Raw genomic sequence first — 16,705 nt, 5'->3', positions numbered from 1 at the left:
CGTACCGACCGGCCGGTCGACCAGCCAGCGGTCAGCGTCCTGGCCGACAGGTCGGCTGATCGACGAACGTTTCGATCCACCGTGGACGGTCGGTTGAACACTGCCTGGACGGTTGGTGGGCACGGTCGGTTGAGCATGGTTGGTTGATAACTGCCTAAACGATTGGTGGGCACGGTTGGTTGAAGACCGCCCGGACGGTCTGCTGAGCATGGTCGGTTGAACACTGCCTCGACAGTCGGCAGGTCGGTTGACGACCGCCCGGACGGTCGGTTCAGCGAGCGTCTCCACTGGCCTGATCGAGTCACCGTTGTGTCCGCTCGTTTCGCTGGCTCCGCGTCCCCGTCAACGCGGTGTGTCAGCAGGTCACGCGTCCCTCCGGCGCATCAGCCATGCGCCGGCGAGCAACGGCAGCACGGCATAGGCGATCAGCACCATGACCGCCGCTACAGGCGGGAGCAGCGAGCCGTATACCGAATGGGTGAGATCGTCGCCGGTTATCTCACGCGGGAGGGCTCCGATCTGCACCGAGCCGATCCGTTCGCTCCATGGCTCAGGCAGGTTGCCCACGATGATCGGGATCACGTACACGAGACCCACGAGGAGCGTGATGGCTCCCGCCGTGGAGCGTAAGGTCGCGCCCAATCCCAGCCCGAGCAGCGCGAACACCACCACGGAGAGGCTCGAGGTGACAAGCGTCGGCAGTTTGTCGAGGAAGGGCGTCGTGTAGGAGCCGCGAAAGCGGTCGCCGATCATCCAGCGGGCGGCGAAGTAGGTCCCGAACACGACGAGCGGACCGGTCACCAGGCCGAGCAGACCCACGATCGCGGACTTTCCTGCCAGGACCGGCCAGCGTCTTGGCACGATGGCGAGGCTCGTCCTGATCAGGCCTGTTGCATATTCCGACGTAATGGTAAGTACGCCGAAGACGCCCATGCAGAGCTGTGGCACGATCAGCACCACCTCCTCCAGGTCCGCGATGCTGGCATGGGCCTGTCGTTCGGGGGTGGTGCTGTCGTACATCCCGACCGCCGCCCAGGCGACCGCGATGCCCAGCAGGATGCCGCCCAGACTGAGCCCCAGAGCCAGATAACTGGAGCGAACGGTGCGAACCTTCAGCCATTCCGACGCGAGCACGCTCACGCGTCTCTCCTTCTGAACAGATAGAAACCCGCCGCGAGTGCGACGATCGCATATGTGGCGAGGACCAGGAGCGCGGCCCAGGGCGGCAGGAAACCGTCGCCCAGCCGTCTGGAGAGCCGCTGGTCGGCGATCTGAGGCACGAGGTTGGGCAGCATGAGCGCGGCCACGCGAGTGTTCCACGGCGCAGGCAGGTAGTTGGCTATGCCGGGCATGACGAACAGGAGCGACACCACCGAAACGATCGCCGCCGCTGTGGATCGGGTGGCTACCCCTAGGCCTAGGCCCACCAGTGCTAGCACAGTCACCGACAGTCCGGAGGCGAGCAGCATGGGTAGGTCGTTGGCCACGGAGGACTCGTTGAACTGCAAGTGGCGGTCGCCCGCCATGAGGCGGCTCGTGACGTACGTGAGAATGATGATCGAGTTGGCGGCGACGAATGTAACGGCGGCGACTACGCCGGCCTTGGCCAGTAATAAGGTTCCTCGCTTGGGAACGGCGGTGAGGGTCGTGCGGATCATGCCGCTGGTCTGCTCCGCGGTGATGGCCAGCACGCCGAGGACCGCCAGGCTGATCTGGACGAGTGGCAGGAAACCCTGCTCGGGCGCCGCCGCTCGCAGTGATCCGCGTTCGTCCGCCAGACCGCTGACGTAGAAAGTCCAGATCATGCCGAGAACCACCGTGAGCGCAGCCACTCCGAGCGCGTGATAGGTCGAGGTGACCGAGCGCAGCTTCAGCCATTCGGAAGACAGGATTGCTCTCATCGTGCGGCTCCGTACTCCACGCTGCTCGCCGTCAGCGCGAGGTAGGCGTCTTCGAGCGACGGGTAGCGCTCGGTGAGCTCCGCCACAGTGGCTTCCGTGATCAGCTTGCCTTGGCCGACGATGATGATGCGTTCGGCGGTCAGTGCCATTTCGCTCATCAGATGGCTGGAGAGCAGGACAGTCCTGCCTTGCTTGGCCAATGAGCGCATTAAGTCGCGAATCCAGCGCACCCCGTCGGGATCGAGTCCGTTGACCGGTTCGTCGAACATCAGCGTGCCCGGGTCGCCGATCAGGGCGGCCGCGATGCCGAGGCGCTGTTTCATGCCGAGTGAGAAGCCGCCCACCCTTTTGCGCGCCACACCGGCTAGACCGACCTGTTGGAGGACCTCGGATACCCGCGTCGCACTGATGTCGTTGGTGCGGGCCAAGCACAACAGGTGGTTGTAGGCGCTGCGGCCGCCGTGCACAGCGCTCGCGTCGAGCAGCGCGCCCACCTCGCGCATGGGCCTGCTCAGCGAGGTGTATCGTCGCCCGTTGACGAGTGCCTCGCCCGAGGTCGGGGAGTCGAGGCCGAGGATCAGCCGCATCGTGGTGGACTTGCCGGCACCGTTGGGACCCAGGAACCCGGTCACGTGGCCGGGCTCTACATTGAAGGAGAGATCGTCGACGGCGAGTGTGTCGCCGTAGCGTTTGGTGAGGCGGTTGAGTTCGATCACGCGGTAAAGAATGAGGTACGGCGGTCGTTCGTCACATCGGACCACGGTCCGAACCTCAAGGTCAGACCCTGGTCTGACGTGCGAGCCCACCGTCAACCACTACGGTCAACGCGTGAACGACTCCCACTCCTTCTTCACCGCTCGCTTGAGTCATCGTCAGTTGATCGCGCTGGACCTGCTGGCAGGGTTGGGCTTCTCTCTCATGTTCCTCACGGCGTCGACGGGTGGGTCGCACCTGCCGCCGTGGGCGAGGCTGGCTCTTATCCTGGGGCTGGGTATGCCGCTGGTGCTGCGCAGAATCTGGCCGTTGCCTGTTTTCTGCCTCATGCTGACGCTCTCCATCGTGGTCGCTGTGGTGTTAGGGGTGTCGTTCGCCTATATTTCGCCTGCCTATGCGCTCTATATCGTCGCGCTGGGCGATGCCCGGGGCGCGTGGGTCCCAACCTCGGCGATCGGCGTGCTCACTCTGGTCACGCTGGTCGGAATGGTGGTCGCCGGCGCTGCGCCGCAGCAGGCGGGTCCCGCGTGGTTTCCGAATATCGACGGGCCGCTCATCGGCGTGGCAGCGCTGGGCGGCGCGTGGACGGTCGGGCGAGCCGTACGAGAACGAAGACACTATGCGGCGCGTGACGCCGAGCGCCTGGCCGAACAGGCCGTGACAGAGGAGCGGCTGCGCATCGCCCGCGAACTGCACGATGTCGTCGCGCACAGCGTGGGGTTGATCGCGGTCAAGGCAGGCGTGGCAAATCATGTGATGGGCACCAGACCAGAAGAGGCGCACGATGCGTTGCGGGTGATCGAGACCGCTAGCCGGAGCGCGCTCGTCGAGATGCGCCACTTGCTCGGCGTCCTCCGCTCAGACGAGACGCCCGACCGTGGCCCCGCTCCCGACCTCGGTGGCCTTCCGGGGTTGGCCGAGCAGGCCAGGTTGGCGGGAGTAGAGGTGGAACTGGATCTCCGGTTGGCGACAGGAGAAGGCCGTGGCAGCGGAGACGATGGCGGACTTCCTTCGCGGATTGATCGTGCGGCCGGCAGTGGCGCGCCCGCTGCTGCGACGGACGGCAGGGTCGCTCACGCTGCTGCGGCGACCAGTAGCGAGTGCGCAGACCGGGGCAGCGCAACCCTAGATGGTGCTGACGCCCCGATCAGAGGCGGTAGGCCAGCCGGGGGGCGGGCTGACGGTCGGACTGATGCCCAGGTGAGGGCTGGCCGACGAGCCCAGGGCAGCGAGGAGGGTGGAGCAGGCAGTCGCGGGGGAGAAGATATCTCGCGGCTCGGGGTGGAGTTGCCGGAGGGCGTGGAGTTGTCGGTCTATCGGATCGTCCAGGAGGCGCTTACCAATGTGGTGAAGCATGCGGCACCGGCGCGGTGCCGGGTGTCGGTGGTCGCCGATATGCGGGAGGTGCGGATCGAGGTGATCGATGACGGTCCTGGTCGCCGCACGCTGCCGGTAGAGGGGACGGGGCACGGGCTGATCGGAATGCGAGAGCGGGTCATGATGTACGACGGGGTGTTCGAGGCAGGGCGTCTGCCTGGGCGAGGGTTTCGGGTGTCGGCCCAGTTGCCTTATGGAGGCACTTCATGATTCGTGTCCTTGTCGCCGATGATCAGGCGTTGCTCCGGGGGAGCTTCAGGGTGTTAGTCGACTCGGAGCCCGATCTGATGGTCGTCGGCGAGGCTGCGACGGGAGTCGAAGCGGTGGCCGTTGCTCTGGATGAGAGACCCGATGTGGTCCTTATGGATGTACGGATGCCGGAAATGGATGGCATCGAGGCCACGAGGCGCATCGGTGATGTGGCTCGGGTCCTGATCGTGACCATGTTCGACCTCGACGCCTACGTTTACGACGCGCTCCGTGCCGGGGCCAGCGGGTTCCTGCTCAAGGACACCCCGCCGGCCGATCTGGTCGCCGCCATTCGGGTGGTCGCGAGCGGTGAGGCGCTGCTGGCTCCGACGGTGACGCGTAGGTTGATCGAGGAGTTCACCCGCACGCCGGCATCGCTAGAGGTCAAGGGGCTTCAAGGAGTTACGGAGCGGGAGCGGGAGGTTCTCACATTGATCGCTCGGGGTCTTTCCAATAGCGAGATCACCGCCCATCTTCACCTCAGCCTGGCGACGGTCAAGACTCACATTGGTCGCTTGCTGGCCAAGCTCGATGCGCGGGACCGGGCACAGCTCGTCATCGTGGCATACGAGAGCGGGCTCGTTTCTGCGCTTCGTTCAGGAGAGAGGCGGGAGCGCAGGTGAGGTTGGGGCTGTTGATCGAAGGCTTGGGCAGCGCAGGTGAGGTCGAGGTTGTTGATCCGAGGTTGGGGGGCGCAGGATCTTAGTGATGGTCCGGTAGCGTCCCGGGAGTGACCGATGTGAGGGTTGTCTTCCGGAAGTACGGCGGGGCGTTGCACTGGAATCATCCCGCGAAGGTGCTGGGCGAGGATGAGCACGGGGTGTGGGCCGCGGCGCCGAAAGGGACTGTTGCCCGTAAGGGGGAGGGGCCGCCGGTGGTGTGGAAGACCACGGCCATCATGCTGTTCCCGCGTGACGGGTGGTGGACGGCGTCTTTCAACTCGCTGCCTAATCGGGCTGAGGTGTATGTGGACGTCACTACCGTTCCCGAGTGGCGTGACGATGAGGTGACCATGCTGGATCTCGACCTTGACGTGATCAGGATGCGGGATGGGCGGCTGATTTTGGACGATGAGGACGAATTCGCTGAGCACCAGGTGTTACTGGGATATCCGGAACAGATGATCGCGCGGGCGGAGGAGACAGCCAGGTGGTTGATGGGCGCGGTGGGAGAGCGGCAGGGGCCGTTCGCGGGTGCCCATTTGAGGTGGCTCGATCGGATGGGTGGAGCAACGCGAGCTGAGTAAGTGCGGGGCTGTCTCCGGGGATTACCGGCGTGGGAGGCCTCTGCGGGCGCGTGGAGAATGCGGCGGGCCTTGAGAACCCGTGGACCTGCTGGAAGGCGCCCGGGGATAGGTAGAGACCGTGGACTTTGGAAGAGGTCCGGGAAAGGTAGAGACGGTCGGTCGGGCAGCGAAGTCCTGGGGCGGCGGGCGTGGTCGGTCGGGCCGTGGAGTCGTGTTCGGTGATGTGGGTCGGGCGACCACGTGGACGCCGGGGTGTGCGTTGTCGACGACACGTGAATACTGACCCCCTAGAACCCGCGCGTCGATCGGGGGTCAGGATTCGAGCGTCGCTGACATGCGTCTCAGGCGCTGATGCGGCAGCTGGGAGGGGTTGCCCGTAACGCGTTCACAGACCAGATTGGACCGGCGCGGACCAGCCCCGCTGCGTCGGCTCGGGCACCAACAGCTTCCACTACAACGGACAAACGCGTGAAAGCCGTGGACGCCGAGAGAAGCCACAGGACTGCGGACCGGGATGAAGTCGTACACGCGAGGGGTAGAGGGCCCCGCCAAAGAGCGAGGCCCGGGGTTCGTGCGTTCGTCAGCGGATGAGGCGTAGGGCTTCGGCCATGGAGGCGAGACGGCCGGGGGAGGCGAGGCCGGCGTGGTAGAGGTGGAAGTCCGTGGCGCCTGCCTTGGCGTACGTTCTGAGCTGTTCGGCGAGTGCCTGGCCGTCGGCGGGGCGTGGGGGAAGGGCCAGGACGTACGCGCCCACTCGCTGGCCGGGATTGCAGAGTTCGCCGAGCCTGGCCAGACGGGCGGCGTCCGAAGTCGGGTCGCCCCAGCAGTTGCCCACCAGGACCTCCGCTCCGGGTTCGCCGGTGGGGAGGGCGGCGAATGAGCTGGCTGCCCACGGGTCGGGGTTGGCGTGCAGGGTGATGGGGACGTTCGGCGCGGTCTCGCGGGCCACGGCGACGAGGCGGGTGCGTAGTGAGGCCGACAGCTCGACGCGTACGGCTCGGATGTCGTCGGCGAGGGGGCCGAGAGCGGCCTCCACGGTCGCAGGAGACAGCGGCGACGCAGTAGATGCCGGTGATGCGGATGTCGGGGATGCGGAGGCCGTGGAGGCCGCGGATGCGGAGGCGGGGGCGACAGAGGTCGGTGCGGGAGAGGTTGCGGTTCCAGGGGGAGGAGCGTCGATGGCCGCGCGGACGCGTTCTCTGGTGCCCTCCGGGTAGCGGGGTGCGCAGGCCGTGCAGAAGCAGAGCGTCAGCAGGTCACTGTGTACGGACGTCCAGTCGGCGCCCGCCGTCTTCTCGTGCACGCTCTGGTGCCCGAACCCCATGGGGCCGCACGCCTCAAGGATGAGCCCATCGGGCTCTCCGACGGTCAGGATCTCGCTGACCAGATGTTCGCAGTACTCGACCACGTCCTCGAAAGCGGGGCACAACGCATATGGATAGCGATCGCCGAATGCGTTACGCACCACCAGGTCAGGGTGTACGCCGCCCAGGAATGAGTTGTGCGTCAACACCGTCCACGCGTGTACCTGCAGTCCGACGGCCTTCAGGGCGTCTCGGGCCCGCAGGTAGGCGTCCGTGGGCGTCCAGGTCGGGGAGGCCGGTGTCAGGCGTCCCCAGGAGGAGGGGCGCACTGGCAGGTAGAAGGCCGAATAGGGGACATCCAGCACTCGGTGCGCGGGGTGATACGGCGTTGCCGCGCGGGTGGAGTGATAGCTGGCCGCCACCGCCACGGCCTCGACGCCCAGCTCCGCGAGGCGCGAAGGGGCCGACGGGTCGCCGACGATATCCCAGGGGTAGGCGTAGGCCACGTTCACCAGCGCGGTCTCCTCGCAGAGAAAGCAGGCTCGAAGCGCTGCATGTAGGTGGTGTCGTCGCGTTCGGTGATTCCGCACGCGAGATATTGCTCGTGCATCACGGCCAAGGCGTCGCGGTCCAGTTCGAGGCCGAGGCCGGGCCCGTCGGGGACGGGTACGGCGCCGTCGACGAACCGCAACGCGCCTGGCGCGACTACATCCTGCCCGTTCTGCCACGGTGTGTGGGTGTCGCAGGCGTGGGTGAGATTGGGGGTGGCGGCGGCCAGGTGGGTCATGGCGGCCAGGCTGATCCCGAGGTGGGAGTTGGAGTGCATGGACAGCTCCAGCCCGAACGTGTCACACAGCGCGGCGATATGCGAGGAACGTACGAGCCCGCCCCAGTAGTGGTGGTCGAGCAGCAGCACGCCGATCGCTCTGGCGGCGATGGCGGGCGGCAGGTGCTCGGGTGTCACCACGCACATGTTGGTGGCCAGCGGCATCGGCACCTCGGCGGCGACCTTCGACATGCCGGGAATGCCCGGCGTGGGGTCCTCCAGATACTGCAGGCTGCCTTCCAGCGCCTGTCCTACCTGGATGGAGGTCTCGACGGTCCAGGCGGCGTTCGGGTCGAGGCGGAGCGGCACGCCCGGGAACGCCTCCCGCAGGGCTATGATCGCCTCGACCTCTTCCTGAGGTGCGAACACGCCGCCTTTGAGCTTGATCGACGCGAATCCATACTCTTTGATCAGCATCGACGCCTGGTCGACCAGCCCCGCCGGGTCGAGCGCCGCGCCGAACCTGTCGGGCTCGCCGCCCGGATGCCCCGCCCACTTGTAGAAGAGATAGGCGCTGTACGGTACGGCGTCGCGCACTCGGCCGCCCAGCAGGTCGACCACGGGCACGCCGGCTGCCTTGCCGCGAATGTCCAGGCAGGCCACCTCGAAAGCGGCGAACACCCGATCGATGCTCTTCTCCTGGGTCGCGGCCCCGGTCAAGCCATGCATGTCCGTCACCACGTCGCCGACGATCGCGCTGATCCTGGCGTACATCTCGTTCGTCGCATGCACGTCCACGCCGATCAGTGCCTCGGCGCATTCGCGTACCTTGGTGAGATGTCCCAGGTCACCGTACGTCTCGCCGAGGCCGCTCAACCCCTCGTCGGTGACCACCTCGACGATCGTCCGCAGCGCCCAGGGTTCGTGCACCCCGGCGGCGTTCAGCAGTGGCGGATCCCTGAAGGCTACGGGGGTGACGTGGATCTGCCGGATGATCATATGACCGCCGTCCATATATGTGAACACGTGCCAGGTTTGTGGACAGGTTGCGGCAACTGTAAGAATCAACATGAAGAAGTGTCAAGACTCCGAAGGGCCATTCGATGATCTACGGACACGACCCCAGGACCGGCGAGGCCGTGGGCACCGCCCTGCCTGAGACCGACCGAGCCGGGGTCGACCTGGTGGTTTCCGCTGCCGCGGCCGCGGGCGCGGCCTGGCGGGCGACGCCGGCCGCCGAACGGGCCGAAGCGCTGGAGGCCGTTGCCGACGCGCTCGCCGCGAAGGTGGACGAGCTGTGGCAGACCGCCGACAGCGAGACCGCGCTGGGAGAGGCCCGGCTACGCGGTGAGGTCGCTCGTACGGCCGGGCAGTTCCGGCTGTTCGCCCAGGTGCTCAGGGACGGCGGCTACGTCGACGCCATCATCGACCACGCCGATCCCTCGGCCACCCCGCCCAGGCCCGACGTACGCCGGATGAAGCAGCCACTGGCCGGTGTGGTCGCGGTGTTCGCGGCGAGCAACTTCCCGTTCGCGTTCTCCGTGGCGGGTGGCGACACCGCCTCGGCGCTGGCCGCCGGTTGCTCGGTCGTCGTGAAGGCGCATCCTGGCCACCCGAACACTTCCGAGCAGGTCGCCCGCATCGTCCGCAAGGCTCTGCCGTACCCCGATCTGCTGGGGCTGGTGCAGGGCATGCAGGCGGGCGCCGACCTGGTGCAGCATCCGAGCGTGGTCGCGGCCGGATTCACCGGGTCCGTCGCGGGTGGCAAGGCGATCCAGGGGCTGATCGACGAGCGGGAGGTGCCGATCCCGTTCTTCGGCGAGTTGGGCAGCGTCAACCCGGTCGTGGTGCTGCCGTCCGCGCCCGTGGCGGAGGTGGCCACCGGGTTCGCCGCGTCGCTGACGATGGGGGTCGGGCAGTTCTGTACGAATCCCGGGCTGATGTTCGTGCCGGAGAACGACGAGCTGCGCAAGGCGCTGGTCGCGGCCGTCGAGGGCACCACCGGCGGGCCGATGCTGGCCGAGCGGATCAGGGACGGTTACGTGGGCGGGCTGCAGCGGCTCGGCGAGCTGCCGCTCCTGGCCGAGGGCAAGGCGGGGGAGGGGACCTGGGCGGTCACGCCCAAGGTGTTCACCACGGATCTCGACTCGTTCGCGGAGAAGCTGCCGGGCATCGGCGAGGAGTGCTTCGGGCCGGCGTCGATCGTCGTGACTTATCGCGAAATTTCGGATCTGCGGCCGGTGCTGGAGCGGCTGGATGGGTCGCTGACGGCCACCGTGCACGCCACCGACCCCAGCGAAGCCGGTGAGGTCGTCGAGGTGCTCGGGCGCAGGGCCGGGCGGTTGATCTGGAACGGATGGCCCACCGGGGTGGCGGTGTGCTGGGCGATGCATCACGGCGGTCCGTGGCCGGCTTCGACGGCGGCCGCGCACACGTCGGTCGGCGCGACGGCCATCGACCGGTGGCTGGTGCCGACGGCGTACCAGGACTGGCCGGAGGAGCTGCTCCCGGAGGAGCTCAGGGACGGCAACCCGCTGAGTGTTCCGCGCCGGGTGGATGGTGCGCCGGGGCGTTAGGGGCGGGAGTGACGCAGGGACGCGCCCCGGGCGTCTGGAGGTGGAGGGGCGCGTCTTCCTGCCTGGGTTGGTGTTCAGAGGGGTGGAGGGGAGCTGTCTCGTCCGAGGGCGAGGGTGACGCCGAGGGCGAGGGTGGCGTCGAGGGCGAGGGTGGCGCCGAGGGCGAGGGAGAGGTCAGGGGAGAAGGCGAGGTCGGGGTTGAGGGCGAGGCAGGGTCGGTTGATGGGCGGGGTCGAGGGCGGGGTCGAGGGCGAAGGCAGGGTCGGTTGATGGGCGGGGTCGAGGGCGGGGTCGAGGGCGAAGGCAGGGTCGAGGGCGAGATTGAGGGCGAGGGCGAGACGCCAGAAGGCCGGTTAGACCCCGGCGATCTCCAAGCCGATCGCGAGGATCCGTTCCAGCTCCGCCAGATCCGCAGCGGACGGATCGACCAACGGCGCCCGTACCCCGCCGACCGCCAGCCCCCGCAACCGCACCCCCGCCTTGACCAGCGACACCGCGTACCCCGGCACCCGATCGCGCAGCTCCACCAGCGGCAGGTAGAAGTCGGTCAGCAGCCGCTGCACCAGCACCTCGTCATCCCCGGTCACCGCCTTGTGAAAGGCCAGCGCGATCTCCGGCGCGAAGGCGAAGACCGCGCTGGAGTACAGCGTCACGCCCAGCCCCCGGTAGGCGGGGACGGTCAGCTCGGCGGTGGGCAGTCCGTTGAAGAACGTGAACTCCCGGTCCGTGGACCGGCGCACGGTCAGGATGATGCGCTGGAGCAGGTCGAAGTCGCCGAGCCCGTCCTTGAAGCCGATGATCTCGGGCACCTGGGCCAGGGTGGCCACGGCCGAGGGGGAGAAGCGGGCGGTGCCGCGCTGGTAGATGATGACGGGCAGCCCGCCGGCCGAGGCCACCTCGCGTACGTAGTGGACCAGACCGTCCGGGGGAGCGGTGACCAGGTAGGGGGGCATCAGCAGCAGGCCGTCGGCTCCGTTGTCCGCCGCCGCGCGGGCGAGCGCCTTGGCGGTGGGCAGTGGGCCGCCCGCGCCGGAGAAGACGGGCACCCGGCCGCCGGTGGCGGTCACTGACGCGGCCACGACCTTGGTGTAGTCGGCGAGGTCGAGCGCGTTGAACTCGCCTGTGCCGCACGCGGTGAACACTCCTCCGGCCCCGGCGGCGACTCCCTGGGCGACGTGCTCGGCCACTAACTGTTCGGCTATGTCGCCATCGGTGCTGTAGGGGGTCACGGGAAAGAAGAGAACACCATCTAGCCGCATCAACGATCCTTCCTAGCGGATGCCCTCCCGGCGAAGAGTGGCAGCCAGCTTGCGAGTGTGTTTGATCACCGCATCGGTGATCTTCTCGACCTCGGCGGGTGCCAGGCCCGCCGGCATCGAGCAGCTGATCGCGTCCGTGGCGGGGATCCGGTAGTCGACGGCCACCGCCACGCACGCCACGCCGGGGGTGCCCTGCTCGCGTTCATAGGCCCAGCCGCGGGTGCGTACCTGGTCGAGCTCGCCGATCAGCTTGGCCGGATCGGTGAAGGTGTGCTCGGTGATCGGCTCCAGCGGGTCGGGCAGCAGGGCCGCGACCTCGTCGTCGGTGAGCTGGGCGAGCAGCACCTGGCCGAGGGCCGTGACGTGGGCGGGCAGCCGCCGGCCCACCCTCGGGATCACGTGGTGCGCCTCCCGTGACTCCCTGGTCGCCAGGTAGAGGACGTGCGCTTCGTCGCGACGGGCGAAATGTGCGGTCTGGCCGGTCTCCGCGCGCAGGTCCTCCAGCGTCTCCTGGGCCAGCGGTAGCGCGGGGTCCTTGTCGAGGTAGGCGGTGCCGGTCAGCAGCGCGTGCGGGCCGATGCCGAAGGAGGACCTGGCGGAGTCGGTCTCGACCCAGTTCAGCTCGACGAGCGTGCGCATCAGGGCGTGAAGCGAGCTGCGTGGGAATCCCGTGTGCTGCTGGAGCTCCGACAGTGTCAGGGTCTCGTGAGAGGCGGCCAGGGTCTCCAGGATGCGGACCGTCCGCTCGGCGGACTTGACTAGCTGGGGCTCCATACTCATCCCATCTCGACAGTGGCTTCAGATTGTCAGCATATGGGATCCCATCCAGATACATGGACATCTAACCCTTGATGGCGCCGCTGGTGAGGCCACGCATGAACTGCCGCTGGAAGGCCAGGAAGGCGATGATCGACGGCAGCAGCGCGAGCAGTGTCGCCGCGAGCAGTACGCCGATGCCGACCTCCTCGTCGGAGCGCAGCGAGCGCAGTGCGATGGGCAGGGTCCACATGCTGGACTCGGGTGCCACGATCAGCGGGAGCAGGTACTGGTCCCAGATCATGGTGAAGCCGAAGACGCCGATGACGCCGAGGGCGGGCCGGCACAGCGGCAGGATGATGCCGAAGAAGATGCGTAGCTCGCCCGCGCCGTCGATGCGCGCGGCCTCCTCCAGCTCGACCGGCACCTCCTTCATGAACTCGGTCATGACCAGGATGGAGAAGCCCCAGGCGCCGACGGGCAGGATCATGCCCGCGTACGTTCCGATGAGGTCCGCGTGGATGATGGGCATGTCGGCGAGCACCAGCGAGAGCGGGATCGCGATGATCTCCTCGGGTAGCATCATCGTCGCCAGCATGATCAGCATCACGAACGCCATGCCCCGGAACTTCTTGCGCGCGAGCGCGTAGGCGGCGAAGACGCTGACCAGCATCTGGAGCAGCAGCCCGAACCCGACCACCACGAACGAGTTGAACAGGTAGTGGTAGACGTTCTTCTTGCCGGCCTGGACGAAGTTCTCCAGGGTGAAGTCGTCGGGCCAGAGCGAGAAAGCGGTCGGGTCGAGTGTCTTGTTGAAGGCGCTGACCAGCAGCCCGACCAACGGCCCGGTGAAGACGATCACCATGAAGGCGTAGGCCAGAACCTTGCCGACCGTGGCCAGAGGGCCCCGCCTGGCCTCCAGGCCGAGCGCGCTGTCGAATCTCATCATGCGTTCTGCCTCCTGCGCATGACCTGGACCAGCACGGTGAGCACCAGGGTCGCCACGAACAACACGATCCCGCCGGCCGCTGCGATGCCCAGCTCGCTCTTCTGGAACCCGAGCTTGTAGATCAGGGTCATCAGCACTTCGGACGACCCGTTCGGCCCGCCGTTCGTCAGCACGTACACCTCGACGAAGACGCGCAGGCCGCGGATGGCGGCCAGGGTGAACAGGATCCAGAACACCGGGCGCAGCGCGGGCAGCGTGATGTGACGCAGCCGGTGCCACGTCGTGGCTCCGTCCACGGCGGCGGCCTCGTACAGCGTGCGGTCCACGCCGACCAACCCGGCCAGGAAGATCATCATGTCGTACGGTGTGCCGCGCCAGATGTTCATGCCCATGATCGACAGCAGCGAGGAGTGCTCGCTGGCCAGGAAGGGCTGCGGTTCCAGGGCGATCCAGCCGAGGATGCTGTTGACCATGCCGCTGTCGGCGGGGTGGTACATGATCCGCCAGACCTCGGCGACCGCCGCCATCGTGGTCACCACCGGCAGGAACGCCGCGGTCCTGATGAACCAGAGATAGCGGGCCGGTCCCTCGACGAGCAGGGCGAACACCAGCCCCAGGACCAGTGAGCCCGCCGTCGTGCCCAGAGCCAGCAGGACGCTGTGCCAGATCGCCGCCGTGAAGGCTTCGTCGGTCATGATCGTGGCGTAGTTGTCGAGGCCCACCCACCGGTCACCCAGGTACGGACGGACCTCGAAGAAGCTCATCCGCAGGCCCTCGAACATGGGGATGAACTTGAAGAACAGGAACAGCAGCAAGGCCGGCGACAGGAACGCCCACGCGATGAGGGTCCCCCGCCGCCGCATCCGCTTGGGACGGCGGCGGGGGGTCACCGTGCGGCTCCGCGCCTGGGTGAGCGTCGGAGTCATGATGCTTTCTGGGTCTGCAGTTCCTGGGTGAGCTTGGTGTTCAGCGTGTCCATCGCGGTCTTGACGTTGGCTGAGCAGTCGGCCCACACGGTGTTGATGGAGTCGGCGGAGTCCTGGCGGATCGGCGCCCAGTTCGGCACCGGCGGCGCGTAGACGGCGTTGGCGTAGGCCTCCTGGAACACCTTCCAGCGCGGATCCTGGCGTTCGGCGCCCAGGTCGACCTGGGAGTTGACCGGCAGGCGGACGATGGCGCCGTTGGCGTCCTTGTTCATGCCGATGCGCTGGCCGTCGGGGGAGACCGCGTACTCGGCGAACTTCTTCTGGCCCTCGACATTGTCGGAACCGGCCATCATGTAGACGTTCTCGCCCTCACCGAGGGTGCCGGGGCCGCCCGACGGGCCCTTGGGCACCGGTACGACCTCGATCTTGTCGGTCCCGATGCTCTTGACGAACCTGGCGAGCACGTACGGGCCGACCAGGTAGATGCCGCCCTGGCCCTTCTCGAACACCTCGTGGGTGACGGTCGTGTCGTTGCTGACCGCGCCCGGGTTGACGGTCTTGGCCTTGCAGAACTGGTCCTGCAGGTACTGGACCGCCTCCACGGTCTTGGGGTCGTTCACGATGGGCGAGAACTTGCCGCCGCCGTTGGCCTTCACGAAGTCGCCGCCGTTGGCGTAGATCAGCGAGGAGGCGTACCAGGAGGCGTAGCCGCGCTTGGTGCCCGCGGGGATGACGAAGCCGGCCGTGTCCTTCTGGCCGTTGCCGTCCGGGTCCTTGTCGGTGAAGGCCGCGGCCAGCTTGGCCAGGTCGTCCCAGGACTTGGGCGGCTCCATGCCGACCTTCTCCCGCCAGTCCTTGCGGATGATCAGGGCGAAGGCCTGGGCGGAGAACGGCGTGCCGTAGTACTTGCCGTCGGAGCCCTGAGCGGCCTTCCAGGCCTGCTCCGACACCTTGTCGCCGCCGGCGAGCTTGGCCTTGTCGACCTCCTGCAGCCAGCCCTGCGTGTGCATGTTGCCGAGTTGTGCCGTGTCATTGATGACGATGTCAGGTAGCTTCTTCTGAGCTGCCTGCTGTTGAAGCTTGGTCTCGAAGTCATCGAAGAGCGCGACGACCTTCGTCTTGATTCCGCTGGCTTTCGTGAACGCGTCGGCCAATTTCACGGCCGTTTTGGCGGAGTCGGAATCGGGCGCCTGCCTGATCCAGATCTCTAACGCGTCGTCGGAACTCGATCCCCCGGAGCCGCAGCCTGTCAGCGTTACGGCCAGGGCCGTCGCAATCGCGGCCCCGAGCAGCTGGCGTGACATCAGACCGCCTCCCGTTCACATACGTGGACAACTGTCGCAGACGTGGAGCATGTCCATGTGAACGTAACGAGTGACGTAGGTCACGGTCAACATTCAAGGATGTGAAGTTCGACCAGAGTTGTGTACAACAATGACCCTCATGCGCATTCTCATGACCGGTGCCGCCGGCAAGGTCGGCACGCTGCTCCGTCCCCGCCTGGCCCGTGACGGCCGTACGCTGCGCCTTTCCGACCTCCAGCCGGTGGAGACCGGGCCCGGCGAGGAGATGGTGGTGGCCGACCTCGCCGACGAGGCGGCCATGGCCGAGGCGATGAAGGGCGTCGACGCGGTGATCCACCTGGGCGGACAGAGCCGCGAGCATCCGTGGGCCGACATCGTACGGGCCAATATGGACGGAGTGCACGTCCTGCTGGAGGCCGCCCGTAAAGAGGGTGTCGAGCACCTGGTGCTGATGGGCAGCCACCACGCGGCCGGCTTCCACACCCGGCCCGCCGCGGGCGCGGACCTGCCCGACTACGCCTTCCCGCGGCCCGACACCTTCTATGGCGTGAGCAAGGTCGTCATGGAGGCCCTCGGCAGCCTCTACCACGACAGGTTCGGCCTGAACGTGACCGTGATCCGGCTGGGCACCTGCAACGAGGCCTCGGGCGACACCCGCGGCCTGGCCACCTGGATCTCCCCTGACGACCTCGCCCGCCTGGTGGAGGCCGCGCTGACCGCGCCCGGCTATCACGTCGTTTGGGGTGTCTCCGACAACGCGCGCCGCTGGTGGTCGCTGGATGAGGCCCGGGCGATCGGGTACGTGTCGCGGGACGACTCGGAGGGCCAGGCCGCCGCGCTGATCGCCGAGCAGGGCGAGCCCGATCTGAGCGAGCCGCTGCACGATCGGGCGGGCGGCGTCTTCACGCTGAAGGATCTCGGAGGCAAGTGGTAGGGGCCGTTTCGCCAGCATGATGCGGTTGCAAGTGGTAGTGCAACCGGTTGTATTCACCGGCAAAACATTCATCCGACCCTTTTCTCTCGACTGCCCCGTGACCTGGGGTTTCTAGATAGAGATATATCGGTAACGTCTTTGTAACGCCTGCAAAGGGTTGACGAAACTTTTGGCGCACCTATAGGAAGGCGCTATCCGATCCCGCCGTGCCCGGGCAGGTCCTGAAATGAGGGGTGCATGAATGTCTGTAACCCCGGACAGCGCGGTTGCGACCGTGCCACCACGCGCGCAACCGCCCAGAGGGCGTCGTCGCGTCCCCCAAGTTAACGCTCACAGACGGCGTGAGGCACGTACGGCCTACGTCTTCCTCGCGCCCTGGTTCGTCGGTCTGTTCGTGATCACGGTTGGTCCGATCCTGGCGTCGCTGTATCTGTCGTTCACCGA

14 protein-coding genes and 2 pseudogenes are annotated in these 16,705 nt (G+C 67.1%); 6 read left to right on the top strand and 10 right to left on the bottom strand.

Annotation, left to right across the window (positions count from 1 at the left end; genetic code table 11):
* Positions 1-363: 363 nt before the first annotated feature.
* The 3 genes and pseudogenes from AB0B91_RS52510 to AB0B91_RS52500 all read right to left on the bottom strand — a co-directional run.
* Positions 364-1,140 (bottom strand): ABC transporter permease, encoded by a 777-nt coding sequence (locus AB0B91_RS52510; RefSeq protein WP_358338398.1) that lies wholly within the window; start codon positions 1,138-1,140, stop codon positions 364-366.
* Positions 1,137-1,901: an ABC transporter permease gene (locus tag AB0B91_RS52505; protein WP_358338395.1), complete on the bottom strand. Its 765-nt coding sequence runs from the start codon at positions 1,899-1,901 to the stop codon at positions 1,137-1,139. The genes AB0B91_RS52510 and AB0B91_RS52505 overlap by 4 nt, the downstream gene beginning before the upstream one ends.
* Before the next feature lie 77 nt (positions 1,902-1,978).
* Positions 1,979-2,617: pseudogene (locus AB0B91_RS52500) on the bottom strand (ATP-binding cassette domain-containing protein); the annotation flags it as partial.
* Positions 2,618-2,729: 112 nt separating this feature from the next.
* Between AB0B91_RS52500 and AB0B91_RS52495 the strand changes: the two are divergent.
* From AB0B91_RS52495 to AB0B91_RS52485, 3 genes are all read left to right on the top strand, one after another.
* Complete coding sequence (locus tag AB0B91_RS52495; RefSeq protein ID WP_358338392.1) at positions 2,730-4,202, top strand: histidine kinase; 1,473 nt, start codon at positions 2,730-2,732, stop codon at positions 4,200-4,202.
* Positions 4,199-4,864 (top strand): response regulator transcription factor, encoded by a 666-nt coding sequence (locus tag AB0B91_RS52490; protein ID WP_358338389.1) that lies wholly within the window; start codon positions 4,199-4,201, stop codon positions 4,862-4,864. Before AB0B91_RS52495 ends, AB0B91_RS52490 begins: the two co-directional genes overlap by 4 nt.
* Before the next feature lie 107 nt (positions 4,865-4,971).
* Positions 4,972-5,487 (top strand): DUF402 domain-containing protein, encoded by a 516-nt coding sequence (locus AB0B91_RS52485; RefSeq protein WP_358338386.1) that lies wholly within the window; start codon positions 4,972-4,974, stop codon positions 5,485-5,487.
* Positions 5,488-6,067: 580 nt separating this feature from the next.
* Here AB0B91_RS52485 and AB0B91_RS52480 read toward each other — a convergent pair.
* Both AB0B91_RS52480 and AB0B91_RS52475 read right to left on the bottom strand, forming a co-directional pair.
* The gene (locus tag AB0B91_RS52480; RefSeq protein ID WP_358338383.1) at positions 6,068-7,303 is read right to left on the bottom strand and encodes a hypothetical protein; all 1,236 of its coding nucleotides are present in this window, start codon (positions 7,301-7,303) and stop codon (positions 6,068-6,070) included.
* A complete protein-coding gene (locus tag AB0B91_RS52475; protein WP_358338380.1) occupies positions 7,300-8,556 on the bottom strand; it encodes a glucarate dehydratase family protein in 1,257 nt (418 codons plus the stop codon). The genes AB0B91_RS52480 and AB0B91_RS52475 overlap by 4 nt, the downstream gene beginning before the upstream one ends.
* A gap of 104 nt (positions 8,557-8,660) precedes the next feature.
* Between AB0B91_RS52475 and AB0B91_RS52470 the strand changes: the two genes are divergently transcribed.
* Complete coding sequence (locus AB0B91_RS52470) at positions 8,661-10,133, top strand: aldehyde dehydrogenase (NADP(+)) (RefSeq protein ID WP_358338377.1); 1,473 nt, start codon at positions 8,661-8,663, stop codon at positions 10,131-10,133.
* Between the two features lie 353 nt (positions 10,134-10,486).
* Here the strand turns inward: AB0B91_RS52470 and AB0B91_RS52465 are convergent, their stop codons facing one another.
* The 5 genes from AB0B91_RS52465 to AB0B91_RS52445 form a co-directional block, all read right to left on the bottom strand.
* Complete coding sequence (locus tag AB0B91_RS52465) at positions 10,487-11,392, bottom strand: 5-dehydro-4-deoxyglucarate dehydratase (protein ID WP_358338374.1); 906 nt, start codon at positions 11,390-11,392, stop codon at positions 10,487-10,489.
* Positions 11,393-11,404: 12 nt separating this feature from the next.
* Positions 11,405-12,166: an IclR family transcriptional regulator gene (locus tag AB0B91_RS52460; protein ID WP_358338371.1), complete on the bottom strand. Its 762-nt coding sequence runs from the start codon at positions 12,164-12,166 to the stop codon at positions 11,405-11,407.
* 67 nt (positions 12,167-12,233) lie between these two features.
* Complete coding sequence (locus AB0B91_RS52455; protein ID WP_250907731.1) at positions 12,234-13,097, bottom strand: carbohydrate ABC transporter permease; 864 nt, start codon at positions 13,095-13,097, stop codon at positions 12,234-12,236.
* On the bottom strand, positions 13,094-14,023 hold the full coding sequence (locus tag AB0B91_RS52450) for a sugar ABC transporter permease (protein ID WP_358338368.1): 930 nt from the start codon (positions 14,021-14,023) through the stop codon (positions 13,094-13,096). The genes AB0B91_RS52455 and AB0B91_RS52450 overlap by 4 nt, the downstream gene beginning before the upstream one ends.
* The gene (locus AB0B91_RS52445) at positions 14,020-15,327 is read right to left on the bottom strand and encodes a sugar ABC transporter substrate-binding protein (protein WP_358338365.1); all 1,308 of its coding nucleotides are present in this window, start codon (positions 15,325-15,327) and stop codon (positions 14,020-14,022) included. Before AB0B91_RS52445 ends, AB0B91_RS52450 begins: the two co-directional genes overlap by 4 nt.
* Before the next feature lie 139 nt (positions 15,328-15,466).
* Here AB0B91_RS52445 and AB0B91_RS52440 point away from each other — a divergent pair, with 139 nt between their 5' ends.
* Both AB0B91_RS52440 and AB0B91_RS52435 read left to right on the top strand, forming a co-directional pair.
* Positions 15,467-16,261, top strand: coding sequence for an NAD(P)-dependent oxidoreductase (locus tag AB0B91_RS52440; protein ID WP_358338362.1), 795 nt, complete (start codon positions 15,467-15,469; stop codon positions 16,259-16,261).
* A 274-nt stretch (positions 16,262-16,535) separates the two neighbouring features.
* Positions 16,536-16,705: pseudogene (locus AB0B91_RS52435) on the top strand (ABC transporter permease); the annotation flags it as partial.

The sequence above is a fragment of the Nonomuraea sp. NPDC049141 genome (genome assembly GCF_040648415.1).
Lineage (GTDB): Bacteria > Actinomycetota > Actinomycetes > Streptosporangiales > Streptosporangiaceae > Nonomuraea.
Note: the sequence above shows the minus strand (reverse complement) of the source record. Positions and strands in the feature narration are given on the sequence as shown.